Annotated in this window: 18 protein-coding genes; 16 read left to right on the top strand and 2 right to left on the bottom strand. The window is 73.9% G+C overall.

From position 1 onward, the window contains the following. Nucleotides 1-44: 44 nt before the first annotated feature. Nucleotides 45-284 (top strand): hypothetical protein, encoded by a 240-nt coding sequence (locus tag DV701_RS03910; RefSeq protein ID WP_228255210.1) that lies wholly within the window; start codon nt 45-47, stop codon nt 282-284. Here DV701_RS03910 and DV701_RS03905 read toward each other — a convergent pair. Beyond that, complete coding sequence (locus DV701_RS03905; RefSeq protein ID WP_114930728.1) at nt 273-908, bottom strand: nitroreductase family protein; 636 nt, start codon at nt 906-908, stop codon at nt 273-275. The two genes, DV701_RS03910 and DV701_RS03905, sit on opposite strands and share 12 nt — an antisense overlap. Before the next feature lie 78 nt (nt 909-986). Between DV701_RS03905 and DV701_RS03900 the strand changes: the two genes are divergently transcribed. The 4 genes from DV701_RS03900 (at nt 987) to DV701_RS03885 (ending at nt 6,260) form a co-directional block, all read left to right on the top strand. Continuing rightward, nucleotides 987-3,653 carry a bifunctional acetate--CoA ligase family protein/GNAT family N-acetyltransferase gene (locus tag DV701_RS03900; protein WP_114930725.1) on the top strand — a complete coding sequence of 889 codons (2,667 nt, stop codon included), beginning with the start codon at nt 987-989 and terminating at the stop codon, nt 3,651-3,653. 26 nt (nt 3,654-3,679) lie between these two features. Further along, nucleotides 3,680-4,258, top strand: a complete 579-nt coding sequence (locus tag DV701_RS03895; protein WP_114930723.1) for a DUF5998 family protein — start codon at nt 3,680-3,682, stop codon at nt 4,256-4,258. A gap of 1 nt (nt 4,259) precedes the next feature. Further along, nucleotides 4,260-5,444, top strand: a complete 1,185-nt coding sequence (locus DV701_RS03890) for an alkaline phosphatase family protein (protein WP_114927149.1) — start codon at nt 4,260-4,262, stop codon at nt 5,442-5,444. An 84-nt stretch (nt 5,445-5,528) separates the two neighbouring features. Then, complete coding sequence (locus DV701_RS03885; protein ID WP_114927148.1) at nt 5,529-6,260, top strand: thymidine kinase; 732 nt, start codon at nt 5,529-5,531, stop codon at nt 6,258-6,260. A 32-nt stretch (nt 6,261-6,292) separates the two neighbouring features. On the opposite strand, the gene sepH is transcribed toward DV701_RS03885, so the two are convergent. After that, entirely contained in the window at nt 6,293-7,852 is a 1,560-nt protein-coding gene (gene sepH / locus DV701_RS03880) for a septation protein SepH (protein WP_114927147.1), read from the bottom strand. 88 nt (nt 7,853-7,940) lie between these two features. Here sepH and DV701_RS03875 point away from each other — a divergent pair, with 88 nt between their 5' ends. The 11 genes from DV701_RS03875 (at nt 7,941) to DV701_RS03825 (ending at nt 19,889) form a co-directional block, all read left to right on the top strand. After that, entirely contained in the window at nt 7,941-8,612 is a 672-nt protein-coding gene (locus DV701_RS03875) for a trimeric intracellular cation channel family protein (RefSeq protein ID WP_114927146.1), read from the top strand. Then, the gene (locus DV701_RS03870; protein ID WP_324616616.1) at nt 8,609-9,862 is read left to right on the top strand and encodes a ferrochelatase; all 1,254 of its coding nucleotides are present in this window, start codon (nt 8,609-8,611) and stop codon (nt 9,860-9,862) included. Before DV701_RS03875 ends, DV701_RS03870 begins: the two co-directional genes overlap by 4 nt. A gap of 59 nt (nt 9,863-9,921) precedes the next feature. After that, nucleotides 9,922-10,782, top strand: coding sequence for an inositol monophosphatase family protein (locus DV701_RS03865; RefSeq protein WP_114930720.1), 861 nt, complete (start codon nt 9,922-9,924; stop codon nt 10,780-10,782). 203 nt (nt 10,783-10,985) lie between these two features. After that, nucleotides 10,986-11,285 carry a DUF4193 domain-containing protein gene (locus tag DV701_RS03860; protein ID WP_114927145.1) on the top strand — a complete coding sequence of 100 codons (300 nt, stop codon included), beginning with the start codon at nt 10,986-10,988 and terminating at the stop codon, nt 11,283-11,285. A 76-nt stretch (nt 11,286-11,361) separates the two neighbouring features. Beyond that, nucleotides 11,362-11,859 (top strand): dUTP diphosphatase, encoded by a 498-nt coding sequence (gene dut / locus DV701_RS03855; RefSeq protein ID WP_114927144.1) that lies wholly within the window; start codon nt 11,362-11,364, stop codon nt 11,857-11,859. A 7-nt stretch (nt 11,860-11,866) separates the two neighbouring features. Further along, nucleotides 11,867-12,748, top strand: a complete 882-nt coding sequence (locus tag DV701_RS03850) for a DUF3710 domain-containing protein (RefSeq protein ID WP_162802774.1) — start codon at nt 11,867-11,869, stop codon at nt 12,746-12,748. Beyond that, on the top strand, nt 12,745-13,434 hold the full coding sequence (locus DV701_RS03845) for a DUF3159 domain-containing protein (protein ID WP_114927142.1): 690 nt from the start codon (nt 12,745-12,747) through the stop codon (nt 13,432-13,434). Before DV701_RS03850 ends, DV701_RS03845 begins: the two co-directional genes overlap by 4 nt. After that, nucleotides 13,427-14,773, top strand: coding sequence for a class I SAM-dependent RNA methyltransferase (locus tag DV701_RS03840; RefSeq protein WP_114927141.1), 1,347 nt, complete (start codon nt 13,427-13,429; stop codon nt 14,771-14,773). Before DV701_RS03845 ends, DV701_RS03840 begins: the two co-directional genes overlap by 8 nt. 193 nt (nt 14,774-14,966) lie before the next feature. Continuing rightward, nucleotides 14,967-17,789 carry an aconitate hydratase gene (locus DV701_RS03835; protein ID WP_114927140.1) on the top strand — a complete coding sequence of 941 codons (2,823 nt, stop codon included), beginning with the start codon at nt 14,967-14,969 and terminating at the stop codon, nt 17,787-17,789. A gap of 115 nt (nt 17,790-17,904) precedes the next feature. Further along, on the top strand, nt 17,905-18,942 hold the full coding sequence (locus DV701_RS03830) for a lactonase family protein (RefSeq protein WP_202863624.1): 1,038 nt from the start codon (nt 17,905-17,907) through the stop codon (nt 18,940-18,942). A 65-nt stretch (nt 18,943-19,007) separates the two neighbouring features. Continuing rightward, nucleotides 19,008-19,889, top strand: coding sequence for a VOC family protein (locus DV701_RS03825; protein ID WP_228255209.1), 882 nt, complete (start codon nt 19,008-19,010; stop codon nt 19,887-19,889). Nucleotides 19,890-19,918: the final 29 nt, after the last annotated feature.

Below are 19,918 nucleotides of genomic sequence, written 5' to 3'. Positions count from 1 at the left end.
AGAGCCGCCGGCCGACGCGGTGCACGGGTCAGGAGATGGGGGCTGTGGTGCGGGTCGAACTGTTCTACTTCGACGGCTGTCCGCACTGGACCCTCGCCGACGAGCGGCTCTCGGAAGCCTTGTCCCGGCTGGGGCGTGACGACGTCGAGGTCGAGCTGCGCAAGGTCGAGACCGCTGAGGACGCCGAACGGGTCGGTTTCACCGGATCACCCACGATCCGCGGCGCTCTCGTGAGACACGTCCTCGCCTTGCTCGCGGGGGAGGGGCGGGCGTCAGTCGCCTGACCGCCACGGCACGCCGAACCGGTCCCGGTGCGCGACCTCGCGCACAGGGCGCCGCCGGCGGGTCCGGGCCGAGCCCTTCGCCTCCGTCGAGGGGCCCGGGGCCGGATAGCCGAGGGCGACCACACCGACGACGCGCCGGTCCTGCGGGATCGCGAAGGCGTCCTTGACCGCGTCCTGCTGCTCCGGCGGCACGCCGAAGTAGAGCGCGCCCAGCCCCTCGTCGACGGCGGTGAGCAGGATGAGCATCGCCGCCATCCCGTTGTCGACGTCCCAGTAGGGGACCGGCCAACGCGCGGGGTCGCGGTCGGTCCAGCCCTTGTCCCCCTCGGCGTAGCGCGCCAGATAGGTGTGCGGGTCCGAGCAGCACAGCACGAGCACCGGCGCGGTCGACACGCCGCGCAACCACCTGTCCGGCTCCGCGCCCGGGTCGGTCGTGGCCGCCCAGAAGCGGTCCCGGGCCTGCGCCGACTCCAGGACGAGGAAGTCCCAGCCCTGGGAGAAGCCGGCGCTGGGCGCACGGACGGCGTGCTGCAGCACCCGGTCCAGCACCTCCTGCGGGACCTCGCGGTCCGCGTCGTAGGCCCGCACCATCCGACGCTTCCTGATCACCTCGCGCAGCTCCATGGGCACCGATGGTCCCACGTGCTCCGCGCTGCCCACGTCCGTCGTCGGCTCCCGGTGCACTGGTGCATCATGGTGCGCATGGACGAGCAGGATGGACTGCCCCCCGGCTACCCGCAGGAGTGGGAGGCGGACGTGGTGCTGGCCGACGGCATGGTGGCCCACGTCAGGCCGATCCGTCCCGACGACGTCGAGGCGCTCCACGAGTTCCACGCGGCCCAGTCCGAGGAGTCCATCTACCTGCGCTTCTTCGCGCCGATCAAGCGGCTCTCCGACAAGGACGTCCACCGCTTCACCCACGTCGACTACTCCGACCGCGTCGCGCTGGTGGTGATGATCCGGGGCAAGATCGCCGGCATCGGGCGCTACGACCGGCTCAAGCCCGGCGGCCCGGAGGCCGAGGTCGCCTTCAACGTCTCCGACGACCACCAGGGCCGGGGCATCGGCTCGGTCCTGCTCGAGCACCTGGCCGACATCGCCCGCGAGGCCGGGGTCCGCCGCTTCGTCGCCGACGTGCTGCCCCAGAACCGCAAGATGATCGGCGTCTTCCGCGACGCCGGCTACGACGCCTCGCACGAGTTCGACGACGGCGTCATCGCCGTCACCTTCGACATCGAGCCCACCGACGAGTCGCGCGCGGTGCGGATGTCCCGGGAGCACCGCTCGGAGTCCCGCTCGGTGCGCCGCCTCCTGCACCCCGCCTCGGTCGCCGTCATCGGCGCCAGCCGGCGCGAGGCCACCGTCGGGCGGGCCTTCCTCGACCACATCGCGGAGCGTGGGTTCGCCGGGGACCTGTATGCCGTCAACAACCGCGCCGAGCCCGGCACCGACATCGGGGGACTGCCGTCCTACCGCTCGGTGCGCGACATCGAGGGCGGCGTCGAGCTGGCCGTCGTCGCGGTCCCCGCCGCCGACGTGCTGGCCACCGTCGACGAGTGCGCCGACGCCGGGGTGCGGGCGCTGGTCGTGCCCTCGGAAGGGTTCGCCGAGGCCGGCCCGGAGGGGGAGCACCGGCAGCGACAGCTGCTGATGCTGGCCCGCGGCTACGGCATGCGGGTCCTGGGCCCGAACAGCTTCGGTATCATCAACAACGACCCGCAGGTCCGCCTCGACGCCTCGCTGGCCGAACCGGCCCACCTGCCGCCGCACGGCAGCCTGGGCCTGTTCGCGCAGTCCGGCGCCCTCGGCATCGCGGTGCTGGCCTCCGCCCAGCGCCGTGGTCTGGGCATCTCCACCTTCGCCTCCGCCGGCAACCGGGTGGACGTCTCGGGTAACGACCTCATGCAGTACTGGCTCGACGACGACGCCACGACCGCGGTCGGGCTGCACCTGGAGTCGATGGGCAACCCGCGCAAGTTCTCCCGCATCGCCCGCAAGCTCTCCTCGGTCAAGCCGGTGATCGTGGTCAAGTCCGGCGTGGGCGGACGCTTCGGCACCCCTCGCGGGCACCGGGTGCGTACCACCCAGGAGCGGCCGGAGGCCTTCACCCAGATGCTCAAGCAGGCCGGCGTGATCCGCGCGGAGAACACCCACCAGCTCTTCGACGTCGCCCAGCTGGTCATCAACCAACCGCTGCCGGCCGGCCACCGGGTGGGCGTGGTGACCAACAGCGACGCGCTCGGCTCGCTCGCCGCGGACGCCGCCCAGTCCTGGGGCCTTGACGTCACCCACGGCCCCGTCGCCGTCGCCGCGGAGGCGGGGGTCGCGGAGTTCCGGCGGGTGGTGGAGGAGGCTCTCGCCGACGACCATGTGGACTCCCTCATCGCCTGCTTCATCCCGCCGGTGGCCTTCATCGACCCCGAGGTGGTGCAGGCGGTCGGCGAGGCGGTCGCCGGCTCGGAGAAGCCCTGCGTGGCCACCTTCCTGGGGATGCGCGGCGTCACCCCGGGCAGCCGGCTGCCGACCTACACCACGCCCGAGGACGGGGTGCGGGCGCTCGCCGCGGCCACGAGGTATGCCGAGTGGTTGCGCAGCGACCGCGGCACCCGGGTGCGCCCGGACGGGATCAACCGGGGCGCCGTCAACGACGTCGTCGCGGCCGTCCTCGCCCGGTCCCCGCGCGGGGCGGACCTGTCCCAGGAGGAGACCACCGCGGTGCTCGCGGCCTACGGGATCGAGGTCTGGCCCTCGGTGACGGTCTCCTCCGACGAGGAGGCGGTCGAGGTCTACCGCCAGCTGCGCGGCACCGTCGTGCTCAAGGCGACCTCGCCGCTGCTCTCCCACCAGCCCGGCCAGGGCTGGATCCGCACCGGGCTGCGCCACCCCAAGGCGGTCGGTGCGGCCTACCGCGACCTCGCCCGGATGCTGGAGCCGCTCGGTGCCGACGGGATCGCGGTGCAGCGGATGGCGGCTCCCGGTGGGGTGGCGGTGGAGGTGCACAGCAGCGAGGACGCGCTCTTCGGGCCGGTCGTCGGCTTCGGCGTGGCCGGTCTGCCGATCGACCTGCTCGGCGACATGACCAGCCGCTTCCCGCCGCTGACCGACGTCGACATCGTCGACATGGTCACCTCGATCAGGGCCGCGCCGATGCTCGACGGCTACCGGGGGGTGATGCCGGTGGACCACGCGGCCCTCTACGACCTCATCGCGCGCGTCTCGGTGCTGGCCGACGACCACCCCGAGCTGGCCCACCTGCGCCTCAACCCGGTCATGGCCCACCAGGACGGCGTCGACGTGCTCGGCGCCAGCCTGCACGTGGCGCCGGCGCCCACCCGCACCGACGCCGAACGACGGGCGATGTCGTCATGAGCGGGCCAGGTGGCACCATGGGGCGCATGGTCCGTCGTCTGAGGTCACCCCTGCCCGACTCCCTCGTGGCCGACATCGAGAGCGCCGGCTACCTGCCGGCGGTCGTCCACGACGTGGTCCTCACCGCGGTCGGGCGCGACCAGGTGGTCGGCCACCTCGTCCATGCCGAGACGACCTTCGACGAGCAGGCGGTGCGCAACCACCTGACCGTCCTCGTCCTCACCGACCGCCGGCTCGTCATCGCGCACGCCGACGACCACGAGGGCCCGGAGCGGCAGCGGATGGCGACCGCGACCAGCGAGACGGTGCCCCTGCGCGCCGTGCGCGGGGTGATGCTCACCCACGTGGTCCCCGACCCGGAGAACTTCGACGGCAGCCTCGCCGGCCGCGCGGTCACCCTGACCCTGGGATGGGGCGCGGTCTCGCGGGTCGACCTGCTGCCGGCCATGTGCGAGGACCCGCAGTGCGAGGGCGACCACGGCTACGAGGGCACCGTGGCCAGCGACGACATCTCGCTGCGGGTGGCGGCGGACGCCGACGGCGTGGACCAGCTCGAGCGAGCGCTCGCCTTCGCCCAGGAGCTGTCCTCGCGCCTCGGGCGCTGACATGAGCGCGCAGGAGGGGGCCCCGGAGCCGGTCGCCGCGGCGGTGGCCCGGTACGCCCCGCCGGGGCCGGGGGAGGGGTTGCCCTCGGTCCTGCCCGCCGTCCTGACCGCCCTGGGCGTCGGCACGCCGCACGACATCCCCGTCCCGGCGTGGAGCCTGGAACCCACCCGCCGGGTGGTGGTCGTCCTCGTCGACGGGCTGGGGGCCCGGCAGCTCGAGCGGGTCAGCGGGCACGCCCCGTTCCTGCACACCCTGGACTCTCCGGTCACCGACTTCCGCTGCGGGTTCCCCTCCACCACCGCCACCAGCCTGACCAGCCTGGGCACCGGTCGCCGCGCCGGCGACCACGGGATCATCGGCTGGCAGACCGGCCTGCGCGACGGTGAGCGGCTGTTCAACCACCTCGGCTGGCGCGACGGGCCGGACCCCCTCACCCACCAGCCGCTGCGCACGATGCTGCAGGAGGCGGGGAGGCGGGACGTGAACGCCACGACCGTCTCCCGGGGCATGTTCGAGTCGTCCGGCTTCACCCGTGCGGCGCAGCGGGGCGGCGCCTTCATCCCCGCCGAGGAGCCGCAGGAGCGCACCGCCGGCGTGCTGCACGCGCTGAGCCGGGCCGGTCGCAGGGGACGGGCGCTCGTCTACGCCTACTGGGACGAGGTGGACAAGGCCGGCCACGTCCACGGTCCCGGCAGCCTGGAGTGGGGGGAGGCGGTCGAGGGCGTCGACTCCTTCGTCGCCGGGCTCGCCGAGCAGGCTCCGGAGGGGACGACGATCGTGGTGACCGCCGACCACGGCATGATCGGGGCACCGCTGGAGCGACGCCGCGACGTGGCCTACGAGCAGACCCTGGGGGCCGGTGTCCGCCTGCTCGCCGGGGAGCCTCGCGCCCCCCAGGCCTGGTGCGAGCCGGGCGCCGTGGACGACGTCGTGGCGACCTGGCGCGAGGAGCTCGGTGAGGAGGCCGTGGTCCTCACGCGGGAGGAGGTCATCGACGCCGGCTGGTTCGGACCGGTGCGGGAGGGCTACGAGCGCCGGATCGGCGAGGTCGTCGTCGCGATGCTCGGCGAGTCCACGATGCTCGACTCACGGCTGCTGCGACCCAGCATCCTGCGGCTGCGCGGCCACCACGGCAGCATCACCGACGCCGAGACCGCGATCCCGCTGCTCGTTCACCAGGGATGAGCCGCCCCGGCGTCGAGCCGGCCCACGGCCCCGCTGCGCGCGGCGGGTGGCCGCGCACGCCATACCCTTTCGTAGACTGCGCGGGTGGCTGAGCTCGTCTTCTTCACCGGGACCATGGACTGCGGGAAGTCGACCCTCGCGCTGCAGATGGACCACACGCACGCCGCCCGGGGGCGTCAGGGGCTGCTGTTCACCAAGCACGACCGCTCCGGGGAGGCGGTGCTCTCCTCGCGGCTGGGCCTGACCAAGCCGGCGCTGGAGGTGAAGGACGACCTGGACCTGTGGGAGCTCGTCGTCGAGCAGGTCACCAACGGTCGACGCGTGGACTACCTGATCTGTGACGAGGCGCAGTTCTACACGCCGGTGCAGGTGGAGCAGCTGGCCCGGCTCGTCGACGAGATGGGCGTGGACGTGTTCGCCTTCGGCATCACCGCCGACTTCCGCACCGAGCTCTTCCCCGGGTCGCGCCGGCTCATCGAGCTGGCCGACCGCACCCAGCAGCTGCAGGTCCAGGCGCTGTGCTGGTGCGGGCGCACGGCCACGGTCAACGCTCGCGTCGTCGACGGGGTGATGGTGGTCGAGGGCGAGCAGGTGGTGGTCGGCGACGTGGCCGGACCGGACGACGTGCCGCCCACGGTGGAGTACGAGATGCTCTGCCGACGTCATTACATGCGCCGGATGAACGCCTCCGCGGCCCGGGCGCAGTCGCTCTCGCCCGAGGTCCTCCCCTTCGACCTCGACCTGTGCCCGGTCCCGTCACCGCGCCCACGGCCCGCGACGGTGGACAGTCCGGAGGAGGGTGTCCCGGGCGACTGACCCGCGAGGCTCCCGGGCGGTGACCGGCCGCGTCAGCGACGGCGACGGTCGCTGCCGCCGAACATGACGTCGTCCCAGCTCGGCACGCTGGTGCGTCCCTTGCGGCGGGGCGGCTCCGGCACCTGGGCGTCCGAGGTGTCCTGGTCGGCAGCGGTGTCCTGGTCGGCAGCGTCCGTCCCGGCCTTGTCGTCGCCCCGGTCCTCCTCGTCGACCACGTCGTCCTGCGCCGCGGAGCCGTCGGAGGTCTCGTCGGCGTCGGTCTCGTCGCGCTCGGCGTCGGGCACGCCGACCTCGTGGTCGGGCACGTCGACCTCGTGGTCGGGCACGTCGGCCTCGTGGTCGGGCACGTCGGCCCCACCGACGGCGCCCGCCGCGATCTGCTCCGTGGCGTCCACCGGCTCGTCCTGGCCCGGGTCGGCATCCGCGAGCGGGTCGTCCTCGGGGCCGAAGAACTCCTCGAAACTGACCTCCTGCGGGTCATGGGTGCGGGCGAAGGCGACCTCGTCGGCAGAACCGTCCTCGTCCTGCGGTGCGGGTTCTCCCACCGCCGGCGGCAGCCTGGGGATGCGGAGGCGACGCCGTTCGCGTCTGGCCCTCGCCTCGCGCTGGGAGCGGCTGCGGGCCGGCCGCGACCGGGGCTCGTCGTCCTCGCTCCCGGCCTGTGCCTCCTGCCCCGCGCCGCCGGCTTCACCCTCCGGCCCGTCCGGCTCCGGGGGACGGACCGGCGAGGGCGACTCCGGCGCCGAGCCGCGGGGGTGCGCGGCGGGCGGGAGCGACCCGTCGTGGTGCCCGGCGCCCTCGGCGCCGTGATCGGTGGGGGAGGGCAGGTTCTCCAGCGGCAGCACCTCGTCGGTGTGGCCCGCCCCCTCGCCGGGTCGCCCCTCCGTGGTCGGGCGACCCTCGGGCCGCCGCGTGCGTCGGCCCCTGGCCTGCCGGCGCTCGCGCATCGTGGCCATCAGGTCGGCCGTCTCGTCCTCGCTGTGGCTGCTGCCGAGGAGCGGGTGCCCGTCCAGCCCGCCGGGCAGGGCCTGCTCGTCCTCGCTGAGCCAGCGGGCCTCGTCGTCCAGCGCCTCGACGGAGCGGTCCTGCACGCCGTAGTGCCAGGCCGCCCTGCGCTCCCGGCCCCCGGCCGAGAAGATCACCAGGACCGTCCACGGTCCGTGGCTGTCGGTGCGCGCCGCGTCCCAGGAGATCGTGTCGGTGGGCACCCCGCGGGACTCAAGCCGCTCCAGGACCCGGCGGTCCAGGGTGTGCGTGCCGTCGGTGCGGCCCTGGGCGCGCACGTGCGCCGCCCTGGCCAGGCCCACGACGTGCTCGCGCTCGGCCAGCACCGGGCCCTCGAAGCGGCGCACCCGGTCGGCGTCCCAGCCGGTGGCCGCCGCCACCTCCTCGGCCGTCTGCCCGGCCCGGATCATCGCCTGCACCTCCTTGGGGCTGGCGGTCGGCTGCTGCCCGTCGACGGGGGCGGCGCGTCTGGGCCGGAGCGCGGCGCGCAGGTGGTCGTCGACGGGCACGGCGTAGCGCGTCCCGTCGTCGGCCACGACGACCAGGCGCCCGTCCTCGTCCAGCTCGGCGAAGTCCAGCTGCTGCATGGTTCACCACTGTGCCATCCGCGGGCGTCCCCGGCGCGCAAGGCACGCCGCCCGGGCGTGCGGACGGAGTGGTTACGCTGGTCCCGCCATGCTGACCGGACCTGACGACCTGCGGGTCGCCCTCGACGTCATCGGGATCTTCGCCTTCGCAGTATCCGGCGGTCTCGTGGGCGTGCGCGCGCGCCTGGACCTCTTCGGGGTCGCGGTGCTGGCATGGCTGACCGGTCTGGGCGGCGGTGTCGTCCGGGACGTCTTCCTCGGCGACGTGCCACCCGTCGGGATCAGCGACCCGCGCTCGATCATCACGGTGCTGGTGGCGGGCCTCGTCGTCGTGGGCGTCCGTCCGTGGATCCTGGACCTGACGCGCCGCAACCCCGACCTGCGGCTGGGCGGGATCGGCTCCGCCGTGCGCCACCTCGACGCGGTCGGCCTGGCGGTCTTCGCCGTGGCGGGGGCGCTCAAGGCCGTCGCGCTCGGCGCCCCACCGCTGGCCTGCGTCTTCGTCGGGGGCATCACCGCCGTCGGCGGCGGCGCCATCCGCGACGTGCTCGTCGGCCAGGTCCCCGAGGTCCTGCGCCGCGAGGTGTATGCCGTGCCCGCCGTCCTCGGCGCCGCTCTCGTCGTCGTCGCCGACCAGCTGGGCATGCTCACCACTGCCGTGATCTGGAGCACCGTCGTGCTCGTCTTCGTCATCCGCGTGGCCGCCATCCACCTCGACCTCAACATCCCCACCGCACCCCAGCAAGGAGCCCGACCGTGAGCCAGACCCCCGCCAGCCCGGCCGACCCCGTCCAGCCCTCCGGCCGCCCCGCGGACCTGCCCGGGACACCGGTGGACCCGGTGGGCGCGGCGGCCGAGGACGTCGTCCCCGAGCTCGAGGTGGGCATCGAGCTCGAGGACGACCACCGCCTGTTCCCCTACCAGGCGGTGGTCCTCACCTCCTTCGGCGGACCGGAGGCGCCCGAGGAGGTCATGCCCTTCCTGCGGCGGGTCACCGCCGGTCGCGGCGTCCCGGACGAGCGCCTGGAGGAGGTCGCCCAGCACTACCTGCACTTCGGCGGCCGCAGCCCGATCAACGAGCAGAACCGGGCGCTCGTCGCCGCGCTGGGCGAGGAGCTCGCCCGGCGCGGGCTGGCACTGCCGGTCCTGCTGGGCAACCGCAACTCCGAGCCCTACCTCGCCGACACGCTGCGCCATGCGCACGACGAGGGGATGACCCGGATCCTGGCGGTCACGACGAGCGCCTACTCCAGCTACTCCTCCTGCCGCCAGTACCGCGAGGACATCGCGGGCGCCATCGCCGCCCTGGCCGAGGACGGCCTGCAGGTGGCCGTGGACAAGGTGCGGCCCTACTGGAACCACCCGGGCTTCGCCCGGACGAACTCCCGCCTCGTCACCGAGGCGGTGCGCGGGCTCCTGGGTCGCGGGGCAGAGGACGGCGCCACGCCCTACCTCGTCCTGGTCACCCACTCGGTGCCCCGGGCGATGGACGACACGTCAGGGCCGGGCGACGGCGAGGGCAACCTCTACTCCCGCCAGCACGAGGAGCTGGCGGCGGCGATCGCCGCCGAGGCGGGCGCGACGTTGGGGGTGGAGCTCGAGCACGACCTGGTCTACTGCTCGCGCTCGGGCTCCCCGGCGACCCCCTGGCTGGAGCCGGACGTCAACGACCACCTGCGCGAGCTGGCCGGGCGCGGCGTGAGGCAGGTCGTCCTGGCGCCGATCGGCTTCGTCTCCGACCACATGGAGGTGGTCTTCGACCTGGACACCGAGGCGGTGGAGACCGCCACCGAGCTCGGCCTGGAGCTGGTGCGCGTGCCGACCGTGGGGACCGACCCCGAGTTCGTCGCCGGCCTGGTCGACCTCGTGATCGAGCGGGCCGCGGAGGCGCGCGGCGAGGAGCCCAGGCGTCCGGCCTGGCCGGGGGACGCGCCCCGCCCCTCCGTCTGCGCGCCCGGCTGCTGCCCGAACCTGCGGGTGGCGAAGCCGGCGGCGTGCGGAATGGACTGATGGCGAGCGGCGAGGGAGCGAGGCCGGGAGCGCCGAGGAGCGCGACCGAGCTCGTGCCGATGCTCGCCGAGGAGGAGCGGGCCGGGCTGGAGCGGCTGGCCGTCGAGCTCGCCGTGGAGGCGGGACGGCTGGTCCTGCACGAGCGGCCGGCGCGGGTCGGCGTGCACCGCACCAAGTCGAGCGACCTGGACGTGGTCACGGTGATGGACACGCGCTCGGAGGACCTGCTGCGCTCCCGGCTGTCCCGGGCGCGGCCCGACGACGCGGTGCTCGGCGAGGAGGGCGGGGGGATCGCGGGGACCTCCGGCCTGACCTGGGTGCTGGACCCGATCGACGGGACGGTCAACTACCTCTACGACCTCCCCGCGTATGCGGTCTCCGTGGCGGTGGTCGTGGGCGACCCCACGGCGCCCGGTGCCTGGGCGCCGGTGGCCGGCGCGGTCGCCTCCCCACGCACCCGCGAGGTGTTCCACGCCCGGGCCGGGGGTGGTGCGCGCCTGTCCCTGCTGGACGCCGACGGCGCCCTCGTGGCGTCGGCGCCCGCGGCCCTGGCCGTCACGGACGTGGACGACCTCGGGCAGTGCCTGGTCGCGACCGGCTTCGCCTACGACCGCGGGGTGCGGCGGGGCCAGGCGGCCGTGGTCGCCGACCTGCTGCCGCGCGTGCGCGACGTGCGTCGCCTGGGAGCCGCAGCGCTGGACCTGTGCCACGTGGCGGCGGGGCGGGTCGATGCCTACTACGAGCAGGGTGTGCAGCCGTGGGACTACGCGGCCGGTGTGCTCCTCGTCACCGAGGCCGGCGGCGAGGTCTCGGGGCTGCTGGCCGGCAGCCCGCCGTCGGGCGAGATGGTCCTCGCCGCGGGACCGGCGGCCCACCTCGCGGTGCGGGCCGAGCTGGAGCGTCTTGCTCCGGCTCGCTGACCTGCGAGAACGCTAGTCCGGTGAGCAGCCGGAGCGGACACCGTGGCGCCGGCGCGGCCCTGGTTGGCGCGGCGCGCCCGCATAGGGCACAATCCGCCCGACAGACCACGCGTGCAGCGGACGGGGACGACGGGCACAAATCCGGCGCCCGATGCGTTCTGCACGGCGAGACAGACATTGGGCCCATTCGAAGGAGGATGAGCATGGCGACCGACTACGACGCTCCGCGCAAGACAGACGACGAGCTGAACGAGGACTCGATCGAGGAGCTGAAGGCACGCCGCAACGACAAGGCGTCCGGCAGCGTGGACATCGACGAGACGGAGCAGGCCGAGGGCTTCGAGCTCCCGGGGGCGGACCTGTCCAACGAGGAGCTCTCGGTGCACGTGCTGCCGCGGCAGCAGGACGAGTTCACCTGCTCGCGGTGCTTCCTGGTGCACCACCGCAGCCAGCTGGCCAAGGAGGTCGGCGGGCTGCCGGTCTGCACGGAGTGCGCGGCCTGACCGGGCGTGCCGCGGCGCTGGCCCCCGGGCCGGTGCCGCACACCATGGTCAGGCCCCCGGCGTACCCTCGTTGACGATGCCGCCCGACGCCCCCGCCGCCCCCCGCACCGTCCCGGTCGCCCTGCGCCTCCTGGACGACGGGCTGCCCGTGCCGCGGCAGGCCCGTGCCCACGACGCCGGCGTGGACCTGCACGCCCGGGAGGGCCGCACCCTGGCCCCCGGGGAGCGTGCTCTCGTGCCTACCGGCATCGCGATCGCGCTGCCGCCCGGCTGGGCCGGGTTCGTCCACCCGCGCTCCGGTCTGGCCGCCCGGCACGGCATCTCGGTGGTCAACGCCCCAGGCACCGTGGACGCCGGCTACCGCGGCGAGATCCTCGTCAACCTGGTCAACACCGACCGCTCAGCGCCGTTCACGGTGCACCGCGGCGACCGGATCGCCCAGCTGGTCGTGCAGGAGGTGGGGGCCCCGCTGTTCGAGCTGGTCGATGAGCTGCCCCCCTCCGAGCGCGGCGCCGGCGGACACGGGCACACCGGCACCGGCACCCCGCACCCACACCCCGACCCGAAGGACTGACCCACCCGTGGCCCTCTTCCGCCGCAGCAAGAACGATGCCGCCGTCGATGCGGACGCCCTCGAGGACGTGGACGCCGTCGTGCGCCCCGAGCCCGCCGAGGGCCGCCCCGGCGTGGACCGGGACTGGGACCGCGCCGGAGACGGGCCCTACGACGCCAGCGAGTGGCCCGACCTGGACGGTCGCCTCGACCTGGGCGCCCTGCGGCTGCCCGTCGTGGCCGGCATGCAGATGCGCCTGGACGTCGAGCAGGGCACCGGCCGCGTCGTCGGCGCCACCCTCGGCTTCGGGGCCTCGCAGGCCCAGCTGCAGGCCTTCGCCGCGCCCCGCACGCTGGGGCTGTGGGACGAGCTGCGCCCCGACATCGTGCGCGGCCTGGTCGACTCCGGCGGCGCCGCCGAGGTCGTGGACGGGGTCCTGGGCAAGGAGATCCGGGCCCGGATGCCCGGGCGGGCGCAGGACGGCAGGGTGGCCTTCCAGCCGGCCCGTTTCATCGGCGTCGACGGCCCCCGCTGGTTCCTGCGGGTCGTGGTCAACGGCCCGGCAGCCTCGGACGACCAGCAGCTGGTGCCGGTCCTGGACTTCCTGCGCGGCGTGGTCGTCGACCGGGGCGAGGAGCCGCGCCCGCCCCGTGAGGTGCTCGAGCTGACCGCCCCCGCGGGCGTGGTCGAGGCGGCCGCCAAGCAGGCCCAGGCCCGTCGAGAGGCGGCCCGGCAGGCCGCGGCGAAGGAGGGGGCCCGGCCCACCCAGGTCCTGCGCACCGGGGACGCCACGGGCATCAGCGGCGTGAGCACCTCGCCCGGCGCCCAGGACGCAGCCGCCCGCGGTCGCCACCGCGAGCCGCAGCCCACCGAGGCACCCAAGGCACCGAACAACCCCGAGTTCACATGACCCTCGCGCCGGACGCGGAAGCCACCGTCGAGCAGGTCATCCGCCGACGGATCAGCGACGCGCTCGGCGGCTGGTACGGCTCCCTCGAGACGGCGCTGCCGACCGTCGCCTTCGTCGTCACCTGGTTGCTCGTCGACAGCGTGCGCACCGCGGTGGTGGCCGCCGCCGCCCTGCTCGTCGTGCTCGCGGTGGCCCGCCAGCTGGTCGGCGGCTCCTGGCGCTTCCTCGGCTCGGCCGTGGTCGCCACCGCGCTGGCCGCGTTCTTCGCCCTCCGGTCCGGGCAGGCGCAGGACGCCTTCCTGCCCGGGATCCTCACCAGCGGCCTGTATGCCGTGGGAGCCGTCGCCTCGATCCTCCTGCGCTGGCCGCTGCTGGGCTTCGTGGTGGCGATCGGCGACCCCGACTACGCCGAACGGCCGACCGGGTGGCGGCGCGACCGGGGGCTGGTGGCGGTGTGCAGCCGGCTCACCTGGGTCCTCGTCGCACTCTTCGTCGTGCGGGTCGCGATCATGCTGCCCCTCTACCTGGCCGGCGAGGTCGCCTGGCTGGGCGTGTCGAAGATCGCCCTGGGGTGGCCGGCCTACCTGCTCGCCGTCGTGGTGATGGGCGCGATGCTGGCGACCGGGCACACGGCGCAGAGCGACGAGGGCGAGGACGACGTGACCGGGCGGATGGCCGGTGCCTGACCCGGCCACCGGGCACGGCGCGGGACTGGCCGTCGGCGACGCGGTCGTGGTCGAGGTGGGCGCCGTCGCGCACGGCGGACACTGCGTGGCCCGGCACGAGGGCCAGGTGCTCTTCGTCCGGCACGCGCTGCCGGGGGAGCAGGTCCGTGCGGCGGTGACCGAGGTCGGCTCCGGCAGCCGGTTCGTGCGGGCCGACGCGGTCGAGGTGCTCGTCGCCTCGGCGGACCGCGTCGTCGCGCCGTGCCCGTGGGCCGGCCCCGGGCTCTGCGGCGGTTGCGACTGGCAGCACGCCTCGCTGGACGCGCAGCGCCGGCTCAAGGCGCAGGTCGTCGCCGAGCAGCTGCGCCGGCTCGGCGGACTCGACGACGGCGAGGTCGCCGCCCTGGTCACAGGCTGCGAGCCGGTCCCCGGTGACCGGGAGGGGCTGCGCTGGCGCACCCGCGTCGAGCTGGCGGTCACCACTGCCGAGGAGGGACGCGTGCCCGGGCTGCGCGTCCACCGCTCGCACGAGGTCCTGCCCCTGGACGACTGCCTCATCGCCGCCGACGGTGTGGTGGCCACCGGCGTCCTCGGCCACCCGGTCCCCGACGGCGTCGCGGCCCTGGACGTGGTCGCTCCCGGCACCGGCGGTCCCGTCGTGGTGCCGCTGGGCCGTCCCCGGGACCGGCACGTCGGGCGCCGAGGCCGGGCAGCGCGCGACAGGCGGCAGCACGGGCGCGGCCGCCGCCCCGGCCCGGTGCCGCTCGGTCCGGTGCCGACGGTGGCAGAACGGGTCGACGGGCACGAGTTCACCCTCTCCGCGCGCGGGTTCTGGCAGGTGCACCCGGGTGCCGCCGGCACGTTCACCGACCAGGTGCTGGCCTGGCTCGACCCGCAGCCGGGCGAGCGGGCGCTCGATCTCTACGCCGGCGTCGGCCTCTTCGCCGTCCCGATGGCCGAGCGCGTCGGCCCGACCGGCACCGTCGTCGCGGTGGAGGCCGACGCGGAGGCGGCGACGGCCGCGGGGCGGCACCTCACCCCATACCCCTGGGCGCGGGCGGTGGCCGCACCCACCGAGCGTGCGCTGGCCGACCTGGCCGCAGCGGGGGAGCGCGCCGACGTCGTCGTCCTGGACCCGCCGCGCACCGGTGCCGGTCCCTCGGTCGTGACCCTGCTGGCCGCCCTGCACCCCCGGGCCGTCGTCTACGTCGCGTGCGACCCGGCCGCGCTCGCGCGTGACGTCGCCGCGGCCCGGGAGGCCGGGCTGGAGCTGGTGGAGCTGCGGGTGCTGGACGCCTTCCCGATGACCCACCACGTGGAGTGCCTCGCGCTGCTGCTGCCGGCGGACCGCGCCGGCTGAGCCCCACCCGTCGCTGCCCACCAGGCACAGGAGCCGGGGTGGCTGCGCACGAGCACCCCCGAGGCCGAGGGCGCCCCTGCGCCCCTGCCGGGTATGGGGCAGGATGGACGGGAGCGCGTGTCGGATTTGGCCGGGCTGCTCGCCCGGGATATCTTGACGTCGAGATAAATAGTCGCCGAGCGAAGGAGCAGACGTGAGCACGAACCCGAACAGCTTCGGTGCCAAGGGCACCCTGGAGGTAGGTGACCAGAGCTACGGCATCTACCGCCTCGGCGGGATCGAGGGAGCCGACGACCTGCCCTACTCGCTGAAGGTCCTCCTCGAGAACCTGCTGCGGACCGAGGACGGCGCCAACACGACCGCCGACCACATCCGCGCCCTGGCGCAGTGGGACGAGAACGCCCAGCCCTCCATCGAGATCCAGTTCACCCCGGCGCGCGTCCTCATGCAGGACTTCACCGGCGTGCCGTGCGTGGTCGACCTCGCCGCCATGCGCGAGGCGATGTCCGAGCTGGGCGGCGACCCGACCAAGATCAACCCCCTGGCGCCGGCCGAGCTGGTCATCGACCACTCCGTCATCATCGACGTGTTCGGCCGCGCGGACGCCTTCGAGCGCAACGTGGAGATCGAGTACCAGCGCAACGGCGAGCGCTACCAGTTCCTGCGCTGGGGACAGACCGCCTTCGAGGACTTCAAGGTCGTCCCCCCGGGCACCGGCATCGTCCACCAGGTCAACCTGGAGCACCTGGCCCGCACCGTGATGACCCGGGAGGTCGGCGGGGAGCTGCTCGCCTACCCGGACACCTGCGTCGGCACGGACTCCCACACCCCGATGGTCAACGGCCTGGGCGTGCTCGCGTGGGGCGTCGGCGGCATCGAGGCCGAGGCGGCCATGCTCGGCCAGCCGGTGTCCATGCTCATCCCGCGCGTCGTCGGCTTCAAGCTCACCGGCCAGATCCCGGCCGGGGCGACCGCGACCGACGTGGTGCTGACGATCACCGAGCTGCTGCGCGAGCACGGTGTCGTCGGCAAGTTCGTAGAGTTCTACGGCGAGGGTGTCGCCGCGGTGCCGCTGGCCAACCGGGCCACGATCGGCAACATGAGCCCGGAGTTCGGCTCCACCGCCTCGATGTTCCCGATCGACGAGGTCACCCTGGACTACCTGCGGCTCACCGGCCGGCCCGAGGAGCAGGTGGCCCTCGTGGAGGCCTACGCCAAGGAGCAGGGCATGTGGGCCGACCCGAGCAGGCAGGCCCGCTACAGCGAGTACATCGAGCTGGACCTGTCCACGGTCGTGCCCTCGATCGCCGGCCCCAAGCGCCCGCAGGACCGCATCGAGCTGTCCAACGCCAAGGCCCAGTTCGGCGCCGACCTGCAGAACTACGTCGTCGACGGCAACGGCATCCAGAAGAGCTCGGTCGACCAGGAGCTGGCCGACACCTTCCCCGCCTCCGACTCGCCCTCGCACGACGCGCTCGAGCAGTCCGAGCGCGCCGGGTACCCCGAGCACTCGGTCATCAGCAACGGCGACCGCGTGTCGAACCCGGTCGACATCACGATCGACGGGCAGGCCGTGACCGTCGACCACGGGCACGTGGCGATCGCCTCGATCACCTCGTGCACCAACACCTCCAACCCCTCGGTGATGATGGCCGCGGCGATGCTGGCCAAGAACGCCGTCGAGAAGGGCCTGACGGTGCCGCCGTGGGTCAAGACCTCGATGGCGCCCGGCTCCAAGGTGGTCACCGGCTACTTCGAGAAGGCCGGCATGTGGCCCTACCTGCAGGAGCTGGGCTACCACCTGGTCGGCTACGGCTGCACCACCTGCATCGGCAACTCCGGCCCGATCATCGAGGAGGTCTCCGAGGCGGTCAACGCGGAGGACCTGGCGGTGGTCTCGGTGCTCTCCGGCAACCGCAACTTCGAGGGCCGGATCAACCCGGACACGAAGATGAACTACCTGGCCTCCCCGCCGCTGGTCATCGCCTACGCGCTGGCCGGGACGATGGACTTCGACTTCGAGCGCCAGCCGCTCGGTCAGGACAAGGAGGGCGCGGACGTCTACCTCAAGGACATCTGGCCGGCCCCCGAGGACGTCGAGGCCACGATCGCGACCTCGATCAGCCGGGACATGTTCACCGAGGACTACGCCGACGTCTTCGCCGGCGACGAGCGCTGGCAGTCGCTGCCCACGCCCGAGGGCGACAGCTTCGACTGGGCCGAGGACTCGACCTACGTGCGCCGTCCCCCGTACTTCGAGGGCATGCAGGCGCAGCCGGCACCCGTGGAGGACATCGCCGGCGCCCGCGTGCTGGCCAAGCTGGGCGACTCGGTCACGACCGACCACATCAGCCCGGCCGGCTCGATCAAGGGCGACAGCCCGGCCGGCCGCTACCTGTCCGACCACGGCATCGAGCGCAAGGACTTCAACTCCTACGGCTCGCGCCGCGGCAACCACGAGGTGATGATCCGCGGCACCTTCGCCAACATCCGGCTGAAGAACCAGCTGCTGGACGGCGTCGAGGGCGGTTTCACCCGCGACTTCACCCAGGACGGCCAGGAGTCCTCGATCTTCGACGCCTCGCAGAACTACCAGGCCGCCGGCATCCCGCTGGTCATCCTGGCCGGCAAGGAGTACGGCTCCGGGTCCTCGCGCGACTGGGCGGCCAAGGGCACCCGGCTGCTGGGCGTCAAGGCGGTCATCGCCGAGTCCTACGAGCGCATCCACCGCTCGAACCTGATCGGCATGGGCGTGCTGCCGCTCCAGTTCCCCGAGGGGCAGAACGCCGACTCCCTCGGCCTGGACGGCACCGAGACCTTCGCGATCAGCGGCGTCACCGCGATAAACGAGGGCACCACCCCCGACACGGTCAAGGTCAGCGCCACCCCGCAGGGCGCCTCCGAGCCGTCCGTGGAGTTCGACGCTGTCGTGCGCATCGACACCCCCGGCGAGGCGGCGTACTACCGCCACGACGGCATCCTGCAGTACGTCTTGCGCTCGCTGATCGACGCCTGACGCACCACGCGGCGCCCGACCTGGGCGCACGGCATACCCCGCGCGCCCCGTCGACCACCACGGTCGGCGGGGCGTCGGGCTGTCCCGGCACGAGGTCTGCCATAGGGTGGCGAGGATGAGCGGACTGGTCCTGATCGCCAACGCCGGGGACGGCTCCATCAGCGCGCTGCGCCTGCACCACGGCGACGCGCCACGGCTGGAGGTGCTCGCCACGACCGGGGGCCTGGAGGGGTGCGGCACCTTCGCCGTGGACCCGGCGCGCGACCTCGTCCACGCAGCCTTCAAGGGCGAGCAGCCGGGGGTCGCGACCCTGCGGCTGGACCGGGAGTCCGGCACGCTGACCGAGGTGGCCCGCCGGGAGGTCGAGGACTCGCAGACGTACCTCTCCCTGGCCCACGGTGGCACCGTGCTCCTCGGGGCCTCCTACGGCGGGGGCTCCGGGCGCACCTGGCCGGTGGTGCACGAGGGGGACCGGGTCCGGCTCGGCGACCCCGTCGCGCAGGTCAGCTTCGCCAACCTGCACTGCGTCGTGCCGGCCGGGGAGGGCGGCGGCACCGTGGCCTACTTCGTCTCCCTCGGAGACGACCTCGTGGCCCAGTACCACCTGGCCCGCGACGGCGCGCTGACCCCGCTCGACCCGCCGACGGTCGCCGCGCCGGACGGCGCCGGGCCGCGGCACCTGGTCGTCGACGGCGCCCACGCCTACGTGATGACCGAGTTCTCCGGGGAGGTCCTGGTCCTCGACCGGGCGGCGGACGGTGCGCTGTCCGCCGCCGGGGAGGTCGGCGCCGTCGACCCGCGGCACGGGCTGCGGCACAGCCGCTACGGCGCCGACCCCACCGAGGAGCACCTGATCTGGGGCGCGGACCTGCACCGCGCCGGAGCGTGGCTCATCACCTCCGAGCGCAGCTCCTCCGAGCTGGCCTCGCTCCCGGTGGACGGTGAGGGCGGCCTGGGCGAGCCGGCGCACTTCACACCGACGCAGCCGCAGCCCCGCGGCTTCGCCGTCACCCCGGACGGCCGGCTCGTGGTGAGCGTGGGGGAGCGGTCCACCCGGGCCGAGCTGCTCCGCGTCGAGGGCGACGGGTCCCTGACCTCGCTGGGGACCGCCGAGACCGGCCACGGCCCCAACTGGGTACGGATCCTCGACTGATGGTGGGAATGAACCACGAGACGCGTGCGCTACGCTAGGTGACACGTCATACATCTAGGAGACCCATGACCTCGCAGACCGTCCGCCCCGACCGCCTCGCCGCCGACACCGCGATGGGCCCGGTGACCCTCGACGTCGCCGACCTCGCCGGGATGATGGCCTTCTACCGCGACGCCGTCACCCTGCAGGTCCTCTCCGAGGAGGGCCCCGTGGTCACGATGGGGCGCGGCACGACGCCTGTGGTCGTCCTGCGGCACAGCCCGCAGCTGGGGCACGCGGCGCCCGGGTCCGCCGGGCTGTTCCACACCGCCATCCTCTTCCCGACCCAGACCGACCTGGCCGCGGCCGTGGCCTCGATGGCGCAGCGTGCGCCGCGCAGCTTCACCGGCAGCGCCGACCACCTGGTCAGCCAGGCGTTCTACTTCGACGACCCCGAGGGCAACGGGATCGAGCTCTACTGGGACCGCGACCGCACGCAGTGGAGCTGGGTGCACGGCCAGGTCGAGATGGCCACGCTGTACCTCGACCCCAACGACTTCCTGCGCGAGCACCTCACCCCGCAGGTGCTGGAGGTGCCGGACGCCAGCGACGCGGTGGTCGGCCACGTCCACCTCTCGGTCGGCGACACGCGCAGCGCCAAGGAGTTCTACGTCGACCGGCTCGGGTTCGACACCACGGCCGAGCTGGGCCACCAGGCGCTCTTCGTGAGCGCGGGCGGCTACCACCACCACATGGCGATGAACGTCTGGAACAGCCGTGGTGCGGGCCGGCGCTTCCCGGCCCTGGGCCTGGGTCAGATCGACATCGAGCTGCCGGACACCGACGCCGTGGGCGAGCTGAGCGAGCGGATGCGGCACTTCGGCGTCCAGGCCGCCGACGACGGCCGCACGGTCTCCTTCGAGGACCCGTGGGCCAACCGGATCAGGGTCGCCGTCTCCGGGTCCTGACGCCGGCGGGCCGGTAGGGTCGCGCCGCC

The organism is Ornithinimicrobium avium (assembly GCF_003351765.1).
Lineage (GTDB): Bacteria > Actinomycetota > Actinomycetes > Actinomycetales > Dermatophilaceae > Ornithinicoccus > Ornithinicoccus avius.
Note: the sequence above shows the minus strand (reverse complement) of the source record. Positions and strands in the feature narration are given on the sequence as shown.

Bases quoted from the DNA above. Each gene is read 5' to 3' on its own strand.
- DV701_RS03825 (WP_228255209.1), top strand. From the start codon at position 19,008: ATGACCTCGCAGACCGTCCGCCCCGACCGCCTCGCCGCCGACACCGCG.
- DV701_RS03875 (WP_114927146.1), top strand. From the start codon at position 7,941: ATGCTGACCGGACCTGACGACCTGCGGGTCGCCCTCGACGTCATCGGG.
- DV701_RS03830 (WP_202863624.1), top strand. From the start codon at position 17,905: ATGAGCGGACTGGTCCTGATCGCCAACGCCGGGGACGGCTCCATCAGC.
- DV701_RS03860 (WP_114927145.1), top strand. From the start codon at position 10,986: ATGGCGACCGACTACGACGCTCCGCGCAAGACAGACGACGAGCTGAAC.
- DV701_RS03865 (WP_114930720.1), top strand. From the start codon at position 9,922: ATGCTCGCCGAGGAGGAGCGGGCCGGGCTGGAGCGGCTGGCCGTCGAG.
- DV701_RS03905 (WP_114930728.1), bottom strand. From the start codon at position 908: ATGGAGCTGCGCGAGGTGATCAGGAAGCGTCGGATGGTGCGGGCCTAC.
- dut (WP_114927144.1), top strand. From the start codon at position 11,362: ATGCCGCCCGACGCCCCCGCCGCCCCCCGCACCGTCCCGGTCGCCCTG.
- DV701_RS03900 (WP_114930725.1), top strand. From the start codon at position 987: ATGGACGAGCAGGATGGACTGCCCCCCGGCTACCCGCAGGAGTGGGAG.
- sepH (WP_114927147.1), bottom strand. From the start codon at position 7,852: ATGCAGCAGCTGGACTTCGCCGAGCTGGACGAGGACGGGCGCCTGGTC.
- DV701_RS03845 (WP_114927142.1), top strand. From the start codon at position 12,745: ATGACCCTCGCGCCGGACGCGGAAGCCACCGTCGAGCAGGTCATCCGC.
- DV701_RS03895 (WP_114930723.1), top strand. From the start codon at position 3,680: ATGGTCCGTCGTCTGAGGTCACCCCTGCCCGACTCCCTCGTGGCCGAC.
- DV701_RS03890 (WP_114927149.1), top strand. From the start codon at position 4,260: ATGAGCGCGCAGGAGGGGGCCCCGGAGCCGGTCGCCGCGGCGGTGGCC.